Genomic DNA, 20,093 nt, shown 5'->3' with positions numbered 1-20,093 from the left:
CGTTCAATCTGAGCCATGATCAAACTCTTCAATTAAAAAGTTTTATGTCTTTCGACAGCTCAATGAATTCTGAATTTATTTTAATATCTTTCGATATTGAATTGACTGTGCCGAATAATTACCGAAATAACTATTCTGTTGGTCACTCAGTTTTCAATTGAGACTCTAATTTATTTGCCTCGCTACCTAAGTAGGTTGGCTGTTAGAACTCAATCTGTACGAGTGCCCACACAGATGATTGCTTTATATTGTTAAAGAACGTTGCGATTATAAAGTCAAACTTTATCTCGCTAGGGCTGCGCATATTACGCTTTCCTATTTTTTTGTCAACACTTAAATTTAAACTTTCTAAAAAGATTCAAACTAAGTTTTACTTAACACCCTGAGTTGTTCGTGCCTCGCTATGCGTTGGCGTTTCCCGTCTCAGTGGGGTCGCATTATAGGGAGATCCGAAAACAGATCAACCCTTTTTTGAAGAAAACTTGAAATAATGTGCTGTTCGCACATATTTGCATCGAAATGGTTACTTTAAACACTAAAAAGGCCCTGGTGGGCCTTTTTAATTAGTTTACTATGAGCTTCCACCCAAGTTTACCTTGTTGTTTAGACTCTTGTTGTAGCTCGCTGGCCATTAATGGATGATCTTTTAACCAGTTACTTTCAAACTTAAGGTCTAACACTTCATTTTTAGCAGTTAACTTAAACTTAGGCAGTACGTCATCTTGTCTGCGCATTGATAAGATGACTGCTATTCGTAGTAATCTCACTATATATTGCGCTAATAGACTATTTACGCCGAGTGAATTAAAACAGCCTTTTGGAAAATCAGAACGATGCGCATCCGCTACCGCTACTATTAATTTATGCTCTGACTGTGAAAAACCAGGCATATCAGTATTTTCCAAAATATAAGCAGTGTGTTTATGGTACTGCTTATATTCTATTAGTAATCCAATCTCATGAAGCTGCGCTACCGCTTTTAATAGTGGTAACCCATTTAAACTTTCAATTGGCCAATCTTTATCAATACTTACCGCTAACTGCATAGCCAAGCTTGAAACTCGACACGCTTGTTTTTGATCAACGTGATAACGACTCATAAACCCATCAACTGTGCGTTTACGAATGTCGTTATTATGAAACTCCGGAACCATGCTATATAAAACACCTTCACGCAGTGCTCCACCCGCCAACCCCATTTTTTCTATTTCAAGAGATTCAAATAGTGCGATTAAGATTGCAAGTCCTGATACAAATACCAGTCGACGGTCTTCACTTAATCCAGGAAGGTCTAGCGCTGCAATAGTGCTAAATGCAATTGCTTGCTCTTTTATAGTGTTGAGCTTTTCAAGCGTAAGTAAATCGTCAAGATTTTGAGCGACCATAATTTCTTGAATTGCTTGCACTGTGCCAGAAGCACCAGATGCAATTTGCCATCCCGCTGTTTTATATTCTGGAGAAATTTCATCAATGACTGTACGAGCTGCCTTTATGGCTGCGTTAAAGTTACTCTTACTTAATTGGCAATCTTTAAAGTAGCGCTCAAGATAGGTAACACAGCCCATATTGAGGCTTTTGTAATGTAAGGCATCAAATGCTTTACCAATTACAACTTCGGTACTTGCACCACCAATGTCAATAACAAGCTGTTTGCCAGTACAAGATGAAGTATGAGCAACACCTTTATAAATTGTGCGCGCTTCTAATTCTCCGCTAATAACATTAATGTTATGGCCAAGAATCTTTTCTGCATGATTTTTGAATACTTCGGCGTTAGTTGCTAACCGTAAGGTGGCTGTTGCTACTATGGTGATGTTTTTATCTGGGATATCTTGTAGACGCTCAGCAAAAAGGGCAAGGCATTCCCAGCCTCGCTGCATTGCTTCAGTGCTCAATACGTTATCTTTATCAAGCCCTGCGGCTAATCGGACTTTGCGTTTAACACGTCCAATTGTTTGTAGACCGCCAGCAATTGATTTGGCTATAAGCATATGAAAGCTATTTGAGCCCAAATCAATAACTGCGTACACATTTTTTTGCGGTTTAAGTTGCCCCACCGTTCAAAAACCTCTAGTTACTACTACTTATACAAACGGTCGTTTACGACCGTCCTTTTTGGTAACTATTATTTGGGCGACGTCCGCTGTTATTACTACGGTTACGTGGACCTGTTGAATAGTTGCGCTTTCTTTGAATAATAGGCTGAGTTAAATCATCTAGCAATGCTGTTTTATCATAATGTGATAAAGGAATGCTGTGCTCTATATATTCTTCAATTTCATGCAGGTTATATGCATATTGCTCACATGCAAAACTAATTGCGTGGCCTGATGCACCAGCGCGGCCAGTACGACCAATACGGTGAACATAGTCTTCACAATCGTCAGGTAAATCAAAGTTAAATACATGACTTACTTCTGGAATATGAAGACCACGCGCTGCAACATCAGTCGCAACCAAAAAGTCTAAGTCGCCTTTGCTAAACTGCGCTAATATAGTTTGGCGTTTTTTCTGGTTAACATCACCAGTAAGCATACCTACACGATGACCGTCTGACTTAAGCCAAGCATATACTGTTTCACAACTGTGCTTGGTATTTGCAAACACGATTGCTTTCTCTGGCCATTCTTCTTCAATTAAGGTTAACAACAGCTTAATTTTATCTTCTTGCGAAGGATGAAATAGCTCTTCTTGAATACGTTTACCCGTTTTAACGTCAGGTTCAATTTGAACATGTTCTGGGTTTGTCATGTGCTCAAAAGCTAATTCTTGTACGCGATACGATAATGTGGCAGAAAATAATAAGTTTAAACGCTTTGATGTATCTGGCATACGATCGAACATATAGCGAATATCTTTGATAAAACCTAAATCGAACATACGATCAGCTTCGTCAAGCACGACTACCTCAATTTCATTAAGGGTGTAACAGCCTTGCTTATACAGATCAATTAGACGACCTGTAGTACCAATTAAAATATCAACGCCTTTTTCTAGTTGTGCACGTTGTTTTTCGTAATCTTCGCCACCATATACTAAACCTAAGTTAAGATTACAGTGCGGCGCTAAAATTTTAGCATCTTTGTGTATCTGAATCGCAAGCTCCCGAGTAGGGGCCATGATCAGGGCTCTTGGATGTTTACTAGGTGCTTTGCTAGATTGTAATAACCGATGGCACGTGGCAGTTAAAAACGCCAACGTTTTGCCTGTACCTGTTTGAGCTTGGCCCGCGATATCGCGTCCATCACAAATAAAAGGTAGGCATTTTGCTTGAATAGGTGTGCAATATTCAAACCCATTCTCGGTTAAACCGGCAACCACTTCCGGTGCGATAGCAAAGTCTGAAAACTTTTTATCGGTTAAATGTGTCTTAGTCATAGCGTTTAAGCATAACGTTTAAACTTGCAATAAGAAACAAGAGTGTTTAAATACGCACTAAATATTTCGCCTAACTAAATCGGAGAGCGCAATGAGCGAGAAAATAATCCAAATTACTGACGATAGCTTTGAAGCTGACGTATTACAATCTGACAAACCAGTACTAGTAGATTTCTGGGCTGAATGGTGTGGACCTTGTAAAATGATCGCCCCTATTCTTCACGAAGTTGCTGATGAATACGACAGCCGTGTGACTGTTGCTAAATTAAACATTGACCAAAATGCTGGCACACCGCCAAAATTTGGTATTCGTGGTATCCCTACTTTACTTCTTTTTAAAGATGGTCAAGTAGCTGCAACGAAAGTAGGTGCTCTTTCAAAAACTCAACTTATTGAGTTTTTAGAAAACAACATCTAACTGTAAGCTAGAACAATAAAAAGGGCTTTTTGCCCTTTTTTAAATTTATTTTGTATAAAGACTGGACGCTTTGCCAGTGAACTGCTAGTTTATAAAGCCAACTAATCCTTAGTTATATTCAACAAACCTCACTCAACGATCAAAGCGATTTTGAGTATGACAACTGTAATAAAGAACCCACCAATATGCATTTACGCGAATTAAAAGACAAGTCCATTAAAGAGCTTGTAGACTTAGCTGAGTCCATGGGGCTCGAAAACGTAGCCCGCTTAAGAAAGCAAGATATCATTTTTGCCATTCTTAAATCCCATGCCAAAGGCGGAGAGAATATCTTCGGCGGCGGTGTATTAGAGATTTTACAAGATGGTTTCGGCTTCTTAAGATCATCAGAAGCCTCTTACTTAGCTGGCCCAGATGACATTTATGTTTCACCTAGCCAAATTCGCCGTTTCAGCATGCGTACTGGCGATTCAATTTCAGGTCTTATTCGTCCACCTAAAGACGGTGAACGTTACTTTGCTTTACTTAAAGTAAATGAAGTTAACTTTGATAAACCTGAAAACTCTCGAACTAAAATTCTTTTTGAAAACCTTACTCCATTACATGCAAACGAACGTTTTCGCATGGAACGTGGTAACGGCAGTAAAGAAGATATTACAGCCCGTGTACTTGATTTAGCATCTCCTATTGGCCGCGGCCAACGTGGTTTGTTAGTAGCTCCGCCAAAAGCGGGTAAAACAATGCTACTTCAAAATATTGCACAATCAATTACGCACAACCATCCTGATGTAACATTAATGGTTTTACTTATTGATGAACGTCCGGAAGAAGTAACAGAGATGCAACGCCTAGTTAAAGGTGAAGTTATTGCATCAACGTTCGATGAACCAGCTTCTCGTCACGTACAAGTTGCCGAAATGGTTATCGAAAAAGCAAAACGCCTAGTTGAACATAAAAAAGATGTTGTTATCTTATTGGATTCAATCACTCGTTTAGCACGTGCTTATAACACCGTTATTCCTTCATCAGGTAAAGTACTTACTGGTGGTGTTGACGCTAACGCATTACATAAACCTAAGCGCTTCTTTGGTGCTGCACGTAACGTTGAGGAAGGTGGTAGCTTAACAATCATAGCTACAGCTCTTATCGATACTGGCTCTAAAATGGATGAAGTTATCTACGAAGAGTTTAAAGGTACTGGTAACATGGAACTTCACCTTAACCGTAAAATTGCGGAAAGACGTGTATTCCCAGCTATCGACTTTAACCGCTCAGGTACTCGTCGTGAAGAATTACTAACAAAACCAGATGAACTTCAAAAGCTTTGGATTTTACGTAAAATTGTTCATGACATGTCAGAAATTGATGCAATGGAATTCTTAATCGATAAACTATCGATGAGCAAAACCAATGATGAATTTTTTGATTCGATGAGACGCCAATAAAAGCGTTTTAATTGAATAAAAAAGCGCCTTAGGCGCTTTTTTTATGTCTGGATTAAATACAGTTTAACTTTCATTATACTTTTTAAGTACACCCTGCAGCGTATCAACGAGCGCTTTAAAGTCATTTGCACTGCTTTTTTGGCTTCTGCGTAGAAGTGCTCTGTCTAAATTTTTAGCCGATTGCGCAATTTCATCCAAACCAAACATTTGTGCAGCCCCTAAAATGCGATGGCTATCTTTTTGTAGCGCATCTAAATCTTCGCTTATAAAATGCTGCGTAATCGTTTCACTCTCCAAAGCAAAGCTCTGCTTGAAACTAATCACAAGATCGCTCATATCAACTTCATTTTGCTTTGTAATTGGCTGATCTTCTGCATTATGTAGGTGACTAGAAAGCGCTTTATAAAATGACTCTTTGTCTATCGGTTTACCTAAGTAACCAGTAAACCCTAACTCTAAATAACCATCCACTTCATGACTCATAGCATTTGCTGTTAAAGCAAAAATAGGTCGCTCAAAACCACATTGTTTTAATAGCTGAAAAGCAGAACGCCCATCCATCACTGGCATTTGAATATCGAGCAATACCAAATCTGGATATTCTTTTAAGCACTGCTCTACCGCTTGCTCACCATTTTCAACAGCAATAACCTCGAGTCCCATTGAGCGTAAATAACGACTTATTAACCTACGATTATCAGGATGATCCTCCGCAAGTACGACACGACCTGCCAATTGCTTATTTGCCTTAGGAGCACTTTGAGTTTCAATCATGCTTTGAGATTTATTTACTTCTGCGCACGGTAAAAAGAACGAAAACTGACTGCCCTTTTTGTATTCGCTTTGTACGCTGATATAACCGCCCATCATCGCAGCTAATTGTTGCGATAAGCTAAGGCCTAACCCTGTACCACCAAAGCGACGGCTAATGCTGTTATCAGCTTGGCTAAAGCATTCAAAAATAAGCTTTAACTGTTTAGAGCTCATACCAATACCGGTATCTTTTACAATAATAACTAGTCCTTGCTCACTCTTATTTAATGCAATAATGATCTGCCCAGAATGAGTAAACTTAATAGCATTTGCACATAAGTTTATAAGAATCTGTTTTACGCGTATTAAATCCAGCTTAGTGTAAAACTCATTACCCACTTGATTGTCTAAAATAAGGTGTAGATTTTTTGCTTTTGCTTGGGTGATAAACATTGCGTGCACATCATTTACCAGCTCTACAATATCAAAGCACGAAATATTTAACTCTAATCTATTGGCTTCAATTTTACTTAAATCGAGTACATCATTTATTAAGCTTTTTAAATGGTCACTGTGACGCTGAATTACTCTTAATTCATCTTTAAGTGACTCAGGCTCATATAATTCATTAATCAAAGCATCTGTTTGCCCTAAAATAGCCGTTAGTGGAGTGCGAATTTCGTGACTAATATTAGCCAAAAACTGGCTTTTAACATCGTTGGCTTCTCTCAGCTCTTGTGCAATTGCCTGCAATTCTGCAGTACGTTGCGTAACTTGTTCTGTTAACTGCTGCTTAGCGCGTTTTTCTGCACCACGGCGATAAAGCGCGATACCAGTTACGACAACTAAAAGTAATAGTAAAAAAGAGAATAAAGTAAGCTGAGAACGCTGCGACATTTTTAGCTCTTGCACACGGCGATCTTGCTTAAGTTTTTCTATCTCTTGGTTCAATTGCGTTGCTTTAAATTGATGCTGAAGTACCGCTAGTGCATTTATAATTGCCGTACTTCTAAGCTTTCGCAACTCACTAATATATTTTTGTTGCAAAGCCATTGCGCTTGAATAATCGCCTTTACTGGCTTCAAGAAGTGCTTTGGCCCCTAAGCTCTCTCTAATTATTCGCTCACTACCATATTCATGAGCAAGTAAAATAGCTCTATCTAAATTTATTTGCGCCTCTTCTAAGTTACCCTTAACAAACTGAATTTTAGCCAGCGCATGTAGCGCATTAAGCTCTAAATTATGATTATCTATTTTAAGGGCGTAGTACTCACCTAATTTAGCTTGCTCGTACGCTTCATCCACTTTTTTTAATACTAAATTAGTATTTGCTAAATTTGTATATTGTGTAGATAACTTATTGTAATCATTAGCTGAAATATAATAGCGCAGCGCTAACTGATAATAATGCAGTGCTAAGTCAAATTGATTACTCTCCATATGGGCAACACCCATATTGTTATATACCTGCGCAATACCGCTTTTATCATCTAATCGTTGATAAACCTTAAGTACATCTTGATAAAGACCAAACGCACTATCGTAGCGTGATAAGCGTATATAAACGCCTGCTATATTAAGTAGTATATCGGTTTTATCTTGCTCACTGCCGTACGCCTCGTAGATAGCTTTTGCTTTTAAATAAAACTCTAGGGTATCGCCTAGCTTATTCATATTAAAATAGGCCAAACCAATATTATTTAATAAGTTTGCCTGCTCTAGTAATTGCTTATTCTTTTCTGCTAATGCTAGGGTACGGGTATATTCAATAATCGCTTTTTGAAATAAGCCTTGATAAAAAAGTACAACACCTTGCATTTTAATTGCACGAAAGTGCTCATCAGGGAAGAAAGTACCCGAAGTATGTTGTTCAAGTAATTTAAAGTAATGTAATGAGTCTTTAAAATTATCAACCGATAACGCAGTATTACCCAATGCCGAATAAACAGCGACACGCTCTTTTTTGGAGGCATTTTTATTAGCAAGTAGCATGTTTGCTAATTGTAATTTAGGCTCCCACTGCACTTCGTTTTTGAATTGCTCAAATAACGAATCATTATTTTGGGCATAGCTAGGAGCTATTAGTACACAGCATATAGTAAATAAGAGGCATTTTAACTTGCCCAGCATAATTTTAATCCTTCAAACCGTTACTTATATCAGTGTAATCTTTATTGAAGATACACCAACTACTAGGGCCTAAACAATGCTTAACCCACTGATTGATGAGATTTTTGAGCTAATACTAACAAAGCAGGTTTGGCAAGTTCATACTTTAGCAGCAGAACTGACAAACCGCAGCGCTATGACCACTCTCGATAAAAGTCCTGAACGTGATTTATTTAAACGTAACTTTTTAATCATGAATGCACTGTACCAACTGCAGGCACAATTACGCCCTCAGAGTTTACTCATTTCAGCTCTGCATATCGAGCTTTTAGAAAAAGGAGATAATAGTTTAGTAACAACAAGCGAAAATTTGCGAGATTATTATTTAGATTGGCATAATTACGATACCAGTGAAGATCAGATTGATGAGCTTTTAAATAGCTTTTGGCGTCAGTTTAAAACGACATCACCACAACAGGCTTTAAATGAAAATGAATTTAAAGCATTGGCTTTAGAATGGAAGTTACCTGAAAATTTCACTCTTAAAAATGTTCAAAAGCGCTGGAGACAACTTGCATTACAAGTGCACCCAGATAAACCAAATGGCTGTGAAGTTGAGTTTAAAAAAATAAAAATACAATACGAGCAGCTAAAGGTAGCTGCTCGTTAATCTATTAATTTAGAAGTTTAAATTAACGAGTAAGGCGGCGTGCGCGTATTTTACGCCCTTTAATATTGCCTTCGGTTAATTTACGAAGCGCAGGTTTTAATGAGTTACGCTCAACAGCAACAAACGCTACGTTATCAAGTACGTTAATTTTACCCACCTGACGACCTGCAACCCCATCTTTACCCGTTAAAGCACCTAAAATATCACCTGCACGTACTTTTTGCTTTTTACCTGAATCAATCATCAAAGTAACCATTTCAGGGCGGTATGGTGGCTTGTCTAATAAATTAAATGGTGGCATTTGCTCTGGAGTAATATCGCGTTCGTAATGTTCGCCTATTTGAGCAATTTTAAACGCTTCGGCTTCACCGTAAATAGAACATGCAATGCCCTTTTTACCAGCGCGACCTGTACGACCAACACGATGCACATGTGTTTGCGTGTCATGTGCTAAATGGTAGTTAATCACCATATCCATATCGTCAATATCTAAACCACGTGCAGCAACATCGGTTGCAACAAGTATTGAAGCACTTTTATTTGAAAAGTGAATTAACGTACGTTCACGATCGCGCTGTTCTAAATCACCGTGTAGCGAAACAGCACTAAAGCCTTCATCAGCTAAATCGTCACACACTTGTTGTGTTTCTACTTTAGTATTACAAAACACAACACAGCTTTGTGGTGTAAATTTAAGTAATAATAATTTTAGCGTTGGGTAGCGCTGCTTATTATTATCCATTTTGTAGAAGTACTGCTTAATTGTACTTTTGGCTTGCTCTTCTTCTACTTTAACCATTTCTGGATTTTTAAGTACACGCTTAGCAATTGCTTCAATAGCTCTTGGGAATGTTGCACTAAATAACAATGTTTGACGATTTTGTGGGATACGCTCAATAATTGCATCAAGTGTATCTTGAAAACCCATATCAAGCATTTGATCGGCTTCATCAAGTACCAATGTTTCAACATCATCTAAACGTAAAGTACCTTTACGAATATGGTCATCAACACGCCCAGGTGTGCCAACAATAATATGCGCGCCATGTTCAAGCGAGCCTATTTGTGGACCAATTGATACACCGCCACATAACGTTAATATTTTAATGTTATGGATACCGCGCGCTAATTTACGCATTTCAACCGCAACCTGCTCGGCAAGCTCACGAGTAGGACACAACACTAAAGATTGAATACGAAAGCGTTTTACGTTTAATTTAGCTAACACACCCAAGCTAAACGCAGCAGTTTTACCTGAACCGGTTTTTGCCTGAGCAATGATGTCTTTACCAGCAAGTACAGGCGGTAAACTTTGCGCTTGTACAGGTGTCATATGCGCATAACCAAGTGTTGATAAATTATCAACGAGTCCAGCTGGTAAAGCCAAAGATGAAAAAGCAGTTGAAGTCACAGTAAGTTCCATAGCAATAAAAATAACGTGGGGGAAAGCCCCACTAAATATGCTGCTAATAATAGCAGAATTCGTAATTAGCAACCATTAACAAACACATAATAAAGCACGTTAACAAAAGATGTTGAAAATGATAGTAGTTTGCATTAAGATCGCGATTGTTTTTTACATATCACTGCTGGAAGCAAACAATGAAACTGAATTCTCTTTACATAGCACTATTAGCAAGCATTACAACAAACACATACGCAAACACTACTGACCTTGAGCGTATAGAAGTAAAAGGTAGCTACTTTAACGATTACAAAGTAGATAACGCTAATGGCGCAATGAGAACATCAGCTTCATTACTTGAAACCGCACAATCTGTAACCGTAATAACCGACACTATTATTAGTGAGCAACTTGCCACTACCCTTGGCGAAGTACTCACAAATGACGCAAGCTTAACTGCAGGCTCACAACAACGAAATCGTGAGGTATTTAACTTACGCGGGTTTGAGCTAAGCTCATCAACAGGTTATTTACGTGATGGGCATCAGCATTGGTCGCACTACCAACAACCAATCGAAATTTTACAACAAGTTGAAGTAATTAAAGGCCCATCGAGCATTTTATATGGTCAATCAGGTCCGGGTGGCTTGGTGAACATGGTTACTAAAAAGCCTACAGCACAAACATTATTTAATGCCAGTGCCGATGTAGATCAGCATGGTTCAACTCGCTTTATGGTAGATGCCAGTGGTGCATTGACTGAATCAGAAGATTTACGTGCTCGTGGTATTTTAGTTAAACAAGATGTTGATTACTGGCGTGAATACCAAAACGGTGAAAACCGCGAGCGTGACCGCTTTTTAGGTGCTTTAGTTGTAGATTACGATATTAGCGACAACGCATTAGTACGTGTGCATTACGACCGCACAGACGACGAAGCCGGTTTAGATACTGGCGCATGGATAGACGAAAACGCCAATGTAATTGGTGATGATAAAACAATCCGTGATATGTCTTGGGCGTTTACCGATATAACCGTAGAAAATCTAGGTGTAGACCTAGAAGTATTTTTAACCGATAGCTGGCAAGTAAAGCTTGGCTATAACGAACAAACATTTGAACGCCAACGCTTTGAGTCAGCACCGCGTATGCCAGGTGGCTTTGCTGAAGGCGATAGTTATGAATCTCGCCCTTATGATCGCTTTGACGATTGGCAATTTAAAACTGCATTTATTGATTTTATTGGTGAATTTAAAACAGGTAGCTTACAGCACCAATTTTTAATTGGCGCAAACTCGCTTGATTATTACTACGGACAGCGCCGTACCTCTGCCGACTACTTTGATTTTTCTGCAGGACAAGCAGAACCATCTCGTCCATCAGTAAGCTATAAAACAGATGATACAGTAAGCGAAACTGAATACGACTACTACGGAATTTACGTTCAAGACTTAATTTCGTTCTCGCCTGAGTGGCAACTATCATTGGGTGGTCGTTACGACAAACAAAATAGCACAGGAAATGATAACGAATCATTTGTACCAAAAGTAGGTGTGCTTTATCACCCAAATGCTTCTGCAACTATATACGCTAGTTACTCAGAAGGTTTTGAGCCTCAAGGTAGTGAAACACTGATTGATGAAACAGATGTAAATAACGGCATGAAATTAGATGCTGTTACATCTAAGCAAAGAGAGATTGGTATTAAATGGCAGTTATTTGATGACCGCCTAATGCTTACCAGTGCTATTTTTGATATTAGCAAAGAAGGTACTCTTGTTAGCGAACAACTTGAGACGCCTATTGGCTCATTCACAAGTGAAACAAACCAAGTGGGTGAACAACGCCACAAAGGTGTTGAAGTAAGCGCACAAGGTGCCGCTACTGACCGCTTATTTGTTATGGCATCAACTATGTATCTAGATGCTAACTTTGAACGCGATGAAGTATTGGAAGGTAAACGCCCTACCGATGCACCAAAATGGTCGGCATCACTTTGGACGCGTTATGAATTAAACGACGCCATTGCACTTAATGCTGGTGCTTTTTACGAAGGTGAGCGCTTTGCCGATAGCGCCAATACAATTACTAAAGATGCATATACACGTGTTGATGTTGGCGCCACTTATAAGTTTAACTTAAGCAATACCGATATTAACTTACGCCTTAACATCGAAAACTTATTTGATAAAAGCTATTTAGGTGGTGGCGGCACAAATAATGTAACTGTTGGCGAGGGCACAAATCTTCGTTTAGCTGCGCAATTTAGCTTTTAAATAAATGCCTTAAATAACAGCTTTAAAATATAGCCCGCGTACATTTACGCGGGCTTTTTTATATCTAAATATTCACACCTAACAGCATTAAACCTATTACAAAGCCTATTCATCTCATCTATTTTTTATCATGTTTGTTACATGCTCTAATAGCGCTAATTATTAAAAAGGCCTACCAAAATGAAAAAATTAATTACCGCACTGCTGCTTACTAGCAGTATGGCTGCAAACGCTAACAGCGCCGAATTTACCCAAAAGCAATTACAACAAGTAGACAAAGTGCGCACCTCTGCACTAAATAGTGATTTAAGTTATAAATTACTAGAGTCATTAACAACTGAAGTAGGCCCACGCCTTCCTGGTACCGAAAACGATAAAAAAGCCGTGGCATGGGCTCAAGCCAAATTTAATGAACTGGGCTTTGATAAAGTATGGTTAGAAAAAGCCACATTTCCTGAATGGCGCCGTTATAGCGAAAGCGGAAAAATACTAACACCAAGCGAGCAACCACTGCACTTAACTGCATTAGGTAACAGTATAAGCACGCCAAAAGATGGGATTACAGCGCCGGTTGTATTATTCGAAACACTTGATGAATTAAAAGCCGCACCGGCAAACAGTTTAAAAGGTAAAATTGCGTATATTAATTACCGTATGAACCGCGACATAGACGGGAATGGTTACGGACCTGCTGTAAAAGCACGCGGTACAGGCGCTATAGAAGCATCTAAAAAAGGCGCTGTTGCCTACATGATGCGCTCGGTTAGTACCGGTCATCATCGCTTTGCACACACTGGCGGTAGTTACTACAAAGAAGGTGTTACAAAAATACCTAACGTAACAATTGCTAACCCAGATGCAGATCAAATAGCACGCTTAGTTGCTTTAAATAAAGAAGTGTCGGTAAATATTAATGTGCAAACCGAAAGCCTTGGTGAAGGCACTGGTTATAACGTTATTGGCCAATTTAATGGTACCGAAAACCCTGAGCAATATGTATTAATTGGAGGGCATTTAGATTCTTGGGACTTAGGGACTGGCGCATTAGATGACGGCGCAGGCGTTGCACTAACAATGGCAGCCGCTAAACATATTAGCGATGTAAAACGCCCTAAGCGCAGTATTCGTGTGGTACTTTTTGCAGCTGAAGAGCTTGGCCTTTGGGGAGCAAAAGCATACTTTTCACAGCATAAAAACGAGCTAAGCAATATTGTTGCAGCCGCTGAGTCTGATTTTGGCGCCGATGTTGTATATGCTTTTGAATCGAACGTAAGCGCAGAGTCACTTCCTGTAGTTCGCGCTATAGCAAAAGAACTTGCGCCGTTAAATATTGAGCACATTGGTAAAAACCAAGCGAATGGTGGCCCCGATCTAATTCCACTTAAAGCAGCAACGTCAGCGCCTATTTTTGAACTTGCTCAAGATGGAACAGATTACTTTGATTACCACCATACAGCTGACGATACGCTTGATAAAGTAACACCTGCTAAGCTTCGTCAAAATACCGCTGCATACGCTGTATTTGCTCTAATGGCTGCCGATGCAAAAACCACTATCAAGCCTAAAGCTCAAAATAAGTAATAACAGACATACTTACTTACAGTTTGTAGCTTTAACTAACACGCTTCTTGTTTTACCTTTAGGTAATTAAACAAGGAGCGTGCTTTATGTTACTTTTCAACACGAGTGAATCATTTCCACATTTTGCACAAATAACACGCTGCCCTCACTGCCAAAGCGACGCCTACCATTTAGTAAATAAAAGCCGCTATTTACGATTTAGCATTTTACCTATGCTTGCCTTAAAATTAAGCTATAAACGCGAGTGCTATCAATGCGGAAAAAGCGAACCTGTTAAAATACCGCAACTACCGTTAATAGAAAAACTAAGCCTACCTAAATACTTTATTGGCGTATTTTTATTGCTTTGGATTGTTTCGTTTTTTTATCAACAACACCTTGATACCGAGACTCAAAAGCAAAGTTATTTGAATACACCTAAAATATATGACACCTACTTAGTACACGCCGACAAATTTACACACGAACCCTGGACCCTAACCAATTTAAGAATTGCTCAAGTTTTAAGTTTTGATAAGCAGTTTATTACCTTTCAGATAAGCAACTACAGCTATAAACGTAATAATAGTATTACCTTGGCAATGCGTACCAGCCAACTAATTCAAGACAATTACTTCTCCACTAAAACAATCACTCTCCCTCGTGATGAAGTAAAGCGTTTGTATAAAGACGAAGCTATTTATGACGTGCTGCGACCTTATGCCAACAGTCTTTATGGCGGGTTTGTGATGTTTCCCCCCAAACCTAAGCCACTATATAAAGGTTTAAAACTCGATAAAAACAATCAACAAGGCATTATTTATTTTAAAGATAAGTTGTTTTTTGAAGCATTTAATAGCTTTAAGCTAGCTGCTGAAGCGGGTTCTCAATGGGGGCAATTAAATTTAGCGCAAATGTATCGTGATGGTCAGGGAATAGCTCAAAATTATCAACAGGCTATTTATTGGTATAAAAAGGCCATTGAGCAAAAAAATACTAAAGCACAATTTGAATTAGAATCGCTTTGTAAAATAGCTAACTGTGAATGAGTGAATTTAAATATAGCTGGCGCAACAAGTACGCCAGCTATGAACTATTTTTTAAATAACTTTGTATAACTTACATGTATAAGCACAACAACTAAGCCGGCAATAACACCTAGCAAACCATCAAACAAGAGAGGCGCTAATACTTCTCCTGTGCCGCCAGCAACAGACTGAGCATAGCTCGTTACATCCACTTGAGTATGATGCAATAACTCAACACCATGCACTAAAATCCCGCCGCCTACTAAAAACATTGCAATGGTGCCCGCAAATGCTAAAAACTGCATCAACCTAGGCGCTGCTGCGAGTAAGCCTTTACCAAGTAACTCTTTAAATTTATTAGCTGACACTTTAGATTCGTTGAGTAAATAAAGCCCGGCATCATCCAGCTTTACAATACCGGCCACTAAGCCATAAACGCCAATCGTCATTATAATTGCGATAACACAAAGCACTAAAGCTTGGTTAAGTAACGTAGCGCCTGCCACAGTGCCTAAAGTAATAACAATAATTTCGGCAGAAAGAATAAAGTCGGTTCTTATTGCCCCTTTTATTTTTTGTTTTTCATACTCAACTAAATCTAATTTTTCATCTTCATCTACCACTTCATTGTGATGAGGCAAAAACTTAGCAAATACTTTTTCAGCTCCCTCAAAACACAAAAACAAACCACCCATCATTAAAAGCGGTGTTATTAACCAAGGCAGCCATACGCTTATTAATAAAGCAGCGGGTACGAGTATCGCTTTATTTAAAAATGAGCCCTTTGCCACAGCCCAAACAACCGGTAATTCACGCTCTGCTGCAACACCTGTAACCTGCTGTGCATTGAGCGCTAAGTCATCGCCTAATACACCCGCTGTTTTTTTTGTTGCTACCTTACTCATTGTCGCAATGTCATCAAGTAAAGTGGTTATATCGTCTAATAACGTTAAAAGGTTAGTGCCTGCCATAAAGCTTCCGAGCTCAAAAAATATTGCTATAAACATAACGTAAAGCGCTACTTTCACCAACGGTTAATTTTGCTTTGTTATTCTTACATTAGATTAAAATTTTGCCCTGTGTTTTAACTAACTTTTAAAGAAGATGGGAGGAAAAATGAAAGTATATTTAGCATTAATCGCTATTTTACTAAGCTTAACCGCATGTAGTGATTTACAAACCAGTACTGCTTACCAATGCGATGATGAGAGCGTAAAACTCAATATCATTAATAATTCTGAAGCCGAACTTATCTTTAACAATAAAGTGCATGTACTTAATCACGAAAAAAGTGCATCAGGGAATAAATATATAAGTGAAGAGGTACTGTTTTGGGGTAAGGGAAATGAGGCCATGCTAATCATTGCTGGTAAAAAAAGACAGTGCATCAAGGTTTAACACAAAACTAACCAATAAATTACAGCAATGCTACAATAATTAAAGACCCATTATTGTGATGAAGTTATGCGTTCAATTGCGATCAAACATAAAATAATTTTAGCTTTTACTGCCATTGGTTTATTGGTGCTAACAAGTAGTGTGTTTTTTTATTGGTCATTAAACAAAATTAGCGTTAACAATACCCGAACCGAAAAATTAGCAGTTCCGGTACAGCAGTTCAGTAAAGATTTAAGGCTATCATTACTGTCTATTACCAAATTTAATGCCTTAGCTTACAGCCAAGCAAACCTTGATTTACTTCAAAAAAATAAAAAACAGGCGCAAGCTGAGCAACAACAATTTAGCGATATGCTCAATTCGTTAAGCACTCAACTAAATCAACAAATAACAATGCAAAATTTACTCGCCAGTACCAACGAAGGCTTTGAGCAATTGACTAAAGTAAGTGTCGCAATGTTTAGTGCTAAAGAGAGTAAGTTTGTAGCGCAAAATTCCACCATAGAATTATCAGCAACGTTTAACGAGCAACTTTACAATTTAAGTTCTAACTTACTTGATATAGAACTTTTAGAAGTGCCTGCAAAACAGCAGGCGCTACTTAATGCTATGTTTGGAACAGCGACCCGTATAGATGATTTATTGTTTAACTTAAGCAATAATATAAAAAGCATTACTCAAACTACAAGTATCAATGATTTAAATAGCCATCAGCAAGATACCCTATTTCTACTAGATAACATCCAACCTAATTTCACCTATTTAGAGCAACAAGCGCTACCCTTTAATAATGCGTTTAATGCTAAAAATTTAACGACTAAGTTTAATCAATTAAGAGAGTTACTTAACAACAATACAGGAATTTATGCCCAACAAAATAAAGTACTCAAAAGTACTATTGCTGCGGCTCAAAATTTTGAACACTTTCAACAGCAATTTATAACAACAGAAGGTCAGCTTATTGAACTTAATAAATTGGCTGATGAGCGCTTTAATGCCTTACAAACTAATGCAAAGGCCGCCATAAATACTGGGATTAGTTCTGTAGTAATTATTACGCTTGTTTTAATTATATTGATTATCGCTATCTCTATTTTTACAACTCGCGCAATGCTAAAACCGCTTAAAAAAGTAAACCGCGATTTAGCCCGAATCGCCTCAGGTGATTTATCAAAGCGAAGCCATCCGCGCAGTAAAGATGAATTTGGTACTTTGCTAAATAACATAAATAAACTCAGTGAAGACCTTACCCAGTTAATTGGCGCAATTAGTAGTGACGCCCATGAACTAGACCGCAGCGCTATTAAAACCAGTGAAAAAGGTCAGCAAATGACGGTTGTTGCACAACAGCAGTTGGAGCGAAGCGCGCAGGCAACATCGCTTGCACAAAATATGCTAACCAACTCACAAGCGGTTTATGAACAAGCAGATAAAACATCAAGTGAAATAACCAATGCATCGCAATTTGCCAATGACGTAAACAAGATTGCTAATAAAAATAGTCTAAGTATAGAAACTTTATTACAGCGCCTTGATAAAGCAGTAGGCAGCACTGAGGAACTAGCCCAACACACTCAGCTTATTGAAGCCATTGTTGAAACAATTAGCAGCATTGCCGAGCAGACCAACTTATTGGCACTCAATGCTGCAATTGAAGCAGCGCGAGCGGGTGAAAACGGACGCGGGTTTGCTGTAGTTGCTGATGAGGTTCGATCATTAGCTGCACGTACACAGACCTCGACTAGCGAAATAAACACCATGATCCAAACATTGCAACAACACACTAAAACAACTCAAGAACACATTACTGATGGCCAACACCAAGCCAAGCAATGTGTCAAAAACAGCACTGAACTAAATAAAGCCGTAGAGCGTATTAAAAGCACATTGTTGTCTGTTAATCAGATGAGTGAGCAAATTGCTCATGCATCACATGAGCAATTGACTAACAGTAGCGACATTCAACAAATAATGGCCAAGGTGACAGAGCAAGCAACCTTGAATGCCAAAAACGCGACAACCCTAGCAAGCGAAAGTGAAGACGTAAATCAACTTGCACACTCCTTAACAAGTGCCGTTGAGCGCTTTAAGTTTTAAGTGCAAGTAATGACTTGGCTTGCATGAAATGGGTATAATACTTCAACTCTTTTGCTTAATAGCGGCCCACAATGAAATATAAAGATCTACGTGATTTTATCGATTTGCTTGAAAAAAAAGGCGAACTTAAACGTATCACCCAAGAAATCGACCCGTATCTTGAAATGACCGAAATATCTGATCGCACATTGCGTGCTAAAGGTCCTGCGTTATTATTCGAAAATCCAAAAGGCTACGATATGCCGGTGCTTACCAACTTATTTGGTACACCAAAACGCGTAGCAATGGGCATGGGCCAAACAGACGTTAGCGAGCTGCGCGAAGTGGGTAAGCTACTCGCTTTTTTAAAAGAACCTGATCCACCAAAGGGTATTAAAGAAGCTTTAGGCGCTATACCTATTTTTAAGCAAGTGCTTAATATGCCTGCAAAAGAAGTTAAAAAAGCACCTTGCCAACAAGTGGTTTTAGAAGGTGATGACGTAGACTTAACTAAATTACCTATTCAGCATTGCTGGCCAGGTGATGCAGCGCCATTAATTACTTGGGGCCTTACAGTTACTAAAGGGCCTTATAAAAAGCGCCAAAATTTAGGTATTTATCGCCAGCAATTATTAGGCAAAAATAAAATAATTATGCGTTGGTTGTCGCATCGTGGTGGCGCGCTTGATTTTCAAGAATGGTGTAAAGAAAACCCAGGGCAGCCTTACCCTGTCTCGGTAGCACTAGGTGCCGATCCAGCTACTATATTAGGTGCAGTAACGCCTGTACCCGACACATTAAGCGAATATGCATTTGCTGGTTTATTACGTGGTAGCAGAACCGAAGTTGTAAAATCTATTTCCAATGACTTGCAAGTCCCTGCCAGTGCAGAAATAGTACTTGAAGGTTACATTATGCCAGGTGAAATCGCACCTGAAGGCCCTTATGGTGACCACACCGGTTACTATAATGAAGTAGATGACTTTCCAGTTATGACTGTGACTCACTTAACGCATCGTAAAGATCCTATTTATCACAGCACATTTACTGGCCGACCGCCTGATGAGCCTGCGATTTTGGGTGTAGCACTTAATGAAGTGTTTGTGCCTATATTACAAAAGCAGTTTCCTGAAATAGTCGACTTTTACCTTCCGCCTGAAGGGTGCTCGTACCGTATGGCGATTGTAACAATGAAAAAACAATATCCTGGCCATGCCAAGCGCGTGATGATGGGGGTTTGGTCGTTCTTACGTCAGTTTATGTATACCAAGTTTGTAATTGTGTGCGATGACGATATTAATGCCCGTGATTGGGAAGATGTTATTTGGGCTATAACAACCCGAATGGATCCTGCTCGCGATACAACATTAATAGAAAACACACCTATTGATTATCTCGATTTTGCATCGCCAGTCTCTGGCCTTGGTTCAAAAATGGGAATGGATGCCACCAATAAATGGCCTGGCGAAACCACCCGCGAATGGGGCGAGCCTATTGTTATGGATAAAGACACCAAAGACCGCGTAGATGATATTTGGGAAAGCCTAAATATTCTTTAAGTGTTTATATGTAAGTAC

14 protein-coding genes are annotated in these 20,093 nt (G+C 38.9%); 9 read left to right on the top strand and 5 right to left on the bottom strand.

Features of this window, described 5'->3' with window-relative positions; all coding sequences use genetic code 11:
* Positions 1-563: 563 nt before the first annotated feature.
* Positions 564-2,057 (bottom strand): guanosine-5'-triphosphate,3'-diphosphate diphosphatase, encoded by a 1,494-nt coding sequence (gene gppA, locus I6E85_RS10610; protein ID WP_010555420.1) that lies wholly within the window; start codon positions 2,055-2,057, stop codon positions 564-566.
* Between the two features lie 43 nt (positions 2,058-2,100).
* Entirely contained in the window at positions 2,101-3,378 is a 1,278-nt protein-coding gene (gene rhlB, locus I6E85_RS10605) for an ATP-dependent RNA helicase RhlB (RefSeq protein ID WP_002960940.1), read from the bottom strand.
* Between the two features lie 91 nt (positions 3,379-3,469).
* Here rhlB and trxA point away from each other — a divergent pair, with 91 nt between their 5' ends.
* Both trxA and rho read left to right on the top strand, forming a co-directional pair.
* Positions 3,470-3,796 carry a thioredoxin TrxA gene (gene trxA, locus I6E85_RS10600; protein WP_002960942.1) on the top strand — a complete coding sequence of 109 codons (327 nt, stop codon included), beginning with the start codon at positions 3,470-3,472 and terminating at the stop codon, positions 3,794-3,796.
* Positions 3,797-3,981: 185 nt separating this feature from the next.
* Complete coding sequence (gene rho, locus I6E85_RS10595) at positions 3,982-5,241, top strand: transcription termination factor Rho (RefSeq protein WP_002960945.1); 1,260 nt, start codon at positions 3,982-3,984, stop codon at positions 5,239-5,241.
* Between the two features lie 63 nt (positions 5,242-5,304).
* Here rho and I6E85_RS10590 read toward each other — a convergent pair whose 3' ends face one another.
* On the bottom strand, positions 5,305-8,124 hold the full coding sequence (locus I6E85_RS10590) for an ATP-binding protein (protein ID WP_024589666.1): 2,820 nt from the start codon (positions 8,122-8,124) through the stop codon (positions 5,305-5,307).
* Positions 8,125-8,200: 76 nt separating this feature from the next.
* Between I6E85_RS10590 and I6E85_RS10585 the strand changes: the two genes are divergently transcribed.
* The gene (locus I6E85_RS10585; RefSeq protein WP_024589665.1) at positions 8,201-8,773 is read left to right on the top strand and encodes a DNA-J related domain-containing protein; all 573 of its coding nucleotides are present in this window, start codon (positions 8,201-8,203) and stop codon (positions 8,771-8,773) included.
* Positions 8,774-8,795: 22 nt separating this feature from the next.
* On the opposite strand, the gene dbpA is transcribed toward I6E85_RS10585, so the two are convergent.
* On the bottom strand, positions 8,796-10,184 hold the full coding sequence (gene dbpA, locus I6E85_RS10580; protein ID WP_007580581.1) for an ATP-dependent RNA helicase DbpA: 1,389 nt from the start codon (positions 10,182-10,184) through the stop codon (positions 8,796-8,798).
* Positions 10,185-10,375: 191 nt separating this feature from the next.
* On the opposite strand from dbpA, the gene I6E85_RS10575 reads away from it, so the two are divergent.
* From I6E85_RS10575 to I6E85_RS10565, 3 genes are all read left to right on the top strand, one after another.
* Positions 10,376-12,454 (top strand): TonB-dependent siderophore receptor, encoded by a 2,079-nt coding sequence (locus I6E85_RS10575; RefSeq protein ID WP_024589664.1) that lies wholly within the window; start codon positions 10,376-10,378, stop codon positions 12,452-12,454.
* A gap of 180 nt (positions 12,455-12,634) precedes the next feature.
* Positions 12,635-14,035, top strand: a complete 1,401-nt coding sequence (locus tag I6E85_RS10570; protein ID WP_024589663.1) for a M20/M25/M40 family metallo-hydrolase — start codon at positions 12,635-12,637, stop codon at positions 14,033-14,035.
* A gap of 86 nt (positions 14,036-14,121) precedes the next feature.
* Positions 14,122-15,063, top strand: a complete 942-nt coding sequence (locus I6E85_RS10565; protein WP_024589662.1) for a tetratricopeptide repeat protein — start codon at positions 14,122-14,124, stop codon at positions 15,061-15,063.
* 44 nt (positions 15,064-15,107) lie between these two features.
* Here the strand turns inward: I6E85_RS10565 and I6E85_RS10560 are convergent, their stop codons facing one another.
* Entirely contained in the window at positions 15,108-16,013 is a 906-nt protein-coding gene (locus tag I6E85_RS10560; RefSeq protein ID WP_024589661.1) for a DUF808 domain-containing protein, read from the bottom strand.
* A 145-nt stretch (positions 16,014-16,158) separates the two neighbouring features.
* On the opposite strand from I6E85_RS10560, the gene I6E85_RS10555 reads away from it, so the two are divergent.
* The 3 genes from I6E85_RS10555 (at position 16,159) to ubiD (ending at position 20,075) form a co-directional block, all read left to right on the top strand.
* Positions 16,159-16,440, top strand: a complete 282-nt coding sequence (locus I6E85_RS10555) for an MliC family protein (RefSeq protein WP_007580576.1) — start codon at positions 16,159-16,161, stop codon at positions 16,438-16,440.
* A gap of 66 nt (positions 16,441-16,506) precedes the next feature.
* Positions 16,507-18,537, top strand: coding sequence for a methyl-accepting chemotaxis protein (locus I6E85_RS10550; RefSeq protein WP_024589660.1), 2,031 nt, complete (start codon positions 16,507-16,509; stop codon positions 18,535-18,537).
* A gap of 71 nt (positions 18,538-18,608) precedes the next feature.
* On the top strand, positions 18,609-20,075 hold the full coding sequence (gene ubiD / locus I6E85_RS10545) for a 4-hydroxy-3-polyprenylbenzoate decarboxylase (protein WP_024589659.1): 1,467 nt from the start codon (positions 18,609-18,611) through the stop codon (positions 20,073-20,075).
* Positions 20,076-20,093: the final 18 nt, after the last annotated feature.

Source organism: Pseudoalteromonas sp. NZS71, assembly GCF_015864715.1.
Taxonomy (GTDB): domain Bacteria; phylum Pseudomonadota; class Gammaproteobacteria; order Enterobacterales; family Alteromonadaceae; genus Pseudoalteromonas; species Pseudoalteromonas arctica.
Note: the sequence above shows the minus strand (reverse complement) of the source record. Positions and strands in the feature narration are given on the sequence as shown.

Bases quoted from the DNA above. Each gene is read 5' to 3' on its own strand.
- rhlB (WP_002960940.1), bottom strand. From the start codon at position 3,378: ATGACTAAGACACATTTAACCGATAAAAAGTTTTCAGACTTTGCTATC.
- trxA (WP_002960942.1), top strand. From the start codon at position 3,470: ATGAGCGAGAAAATAATCCAAATTACTGACGATAGCTTTGAAGCTGAC.
- rho (WP_002960945.1), top strand. From the start codon at position 3,982: ATGCATTTACGCGAATTAAAAGACAAGTCCATTAAAGAGCTTGTAGAC.
- I6E85_RS10590 (WP_024589666.1), bottom strand. From the start codon at position 8,124: ATGCTGGGCAAGTTAAAATGCCTCTTATTTACTATATGCTGTGTACTA.
- I6E85_RS10585 (WP_024589665.1), top strand. From the start codon at position 8,201: ATGCTTAACCCACTGATTGATGAGATTTTTGAGCTAATACTAACAAAG.
- I6E85_RS10575 (WP_024589664.1), top strand. From the start codon at position 10,376: ATGAAACTGAATTCTCTTTACATAGCACTATTAGCAAGCATTACAACA.
- I6E85_RS10570 (WP_024589663.1), top strand. From the start codon at position 12,635: ATGAAAAAATTAATTACCGCACTGCTGCTTACTAGCAGTATGGCTGCA.
- I6E85_RS10565 (WP_024589662.1), top strand. From the start codon at position 14,122: ATGTTACTTTTCAACACGAGTGAATCATTTCCACATTTTGCACAAATA.
- I6E85_RS10560 (WP_024589661.1), bottom strand. From the start codon at position 16,013: ATGGCAGGCACTAACCTTTTAACGTTATTAGACGATATAACCACTTTA.
- I6E85_RS10555 (WP_007580576.1), top strand. From the start codon at position 16,159: ATGAAAGTATATTTAGCATTAATCGCTATTTTACTAAGCTTAACCGCA.
- I6E85_RS10550 (WP_024589660.1), top strand. From the start codon at position 16,507: ATGCGTTCAATTGCGATCAAACATAAAATAATTTTAGCTTTTACTGCC.
- ubiD (WP_024589659.1), top strand. From the start codon at position 18,609: ATGAAATATAAAGATCTACGTGATTTTATCGATTTGCTTGAAAAAAAA.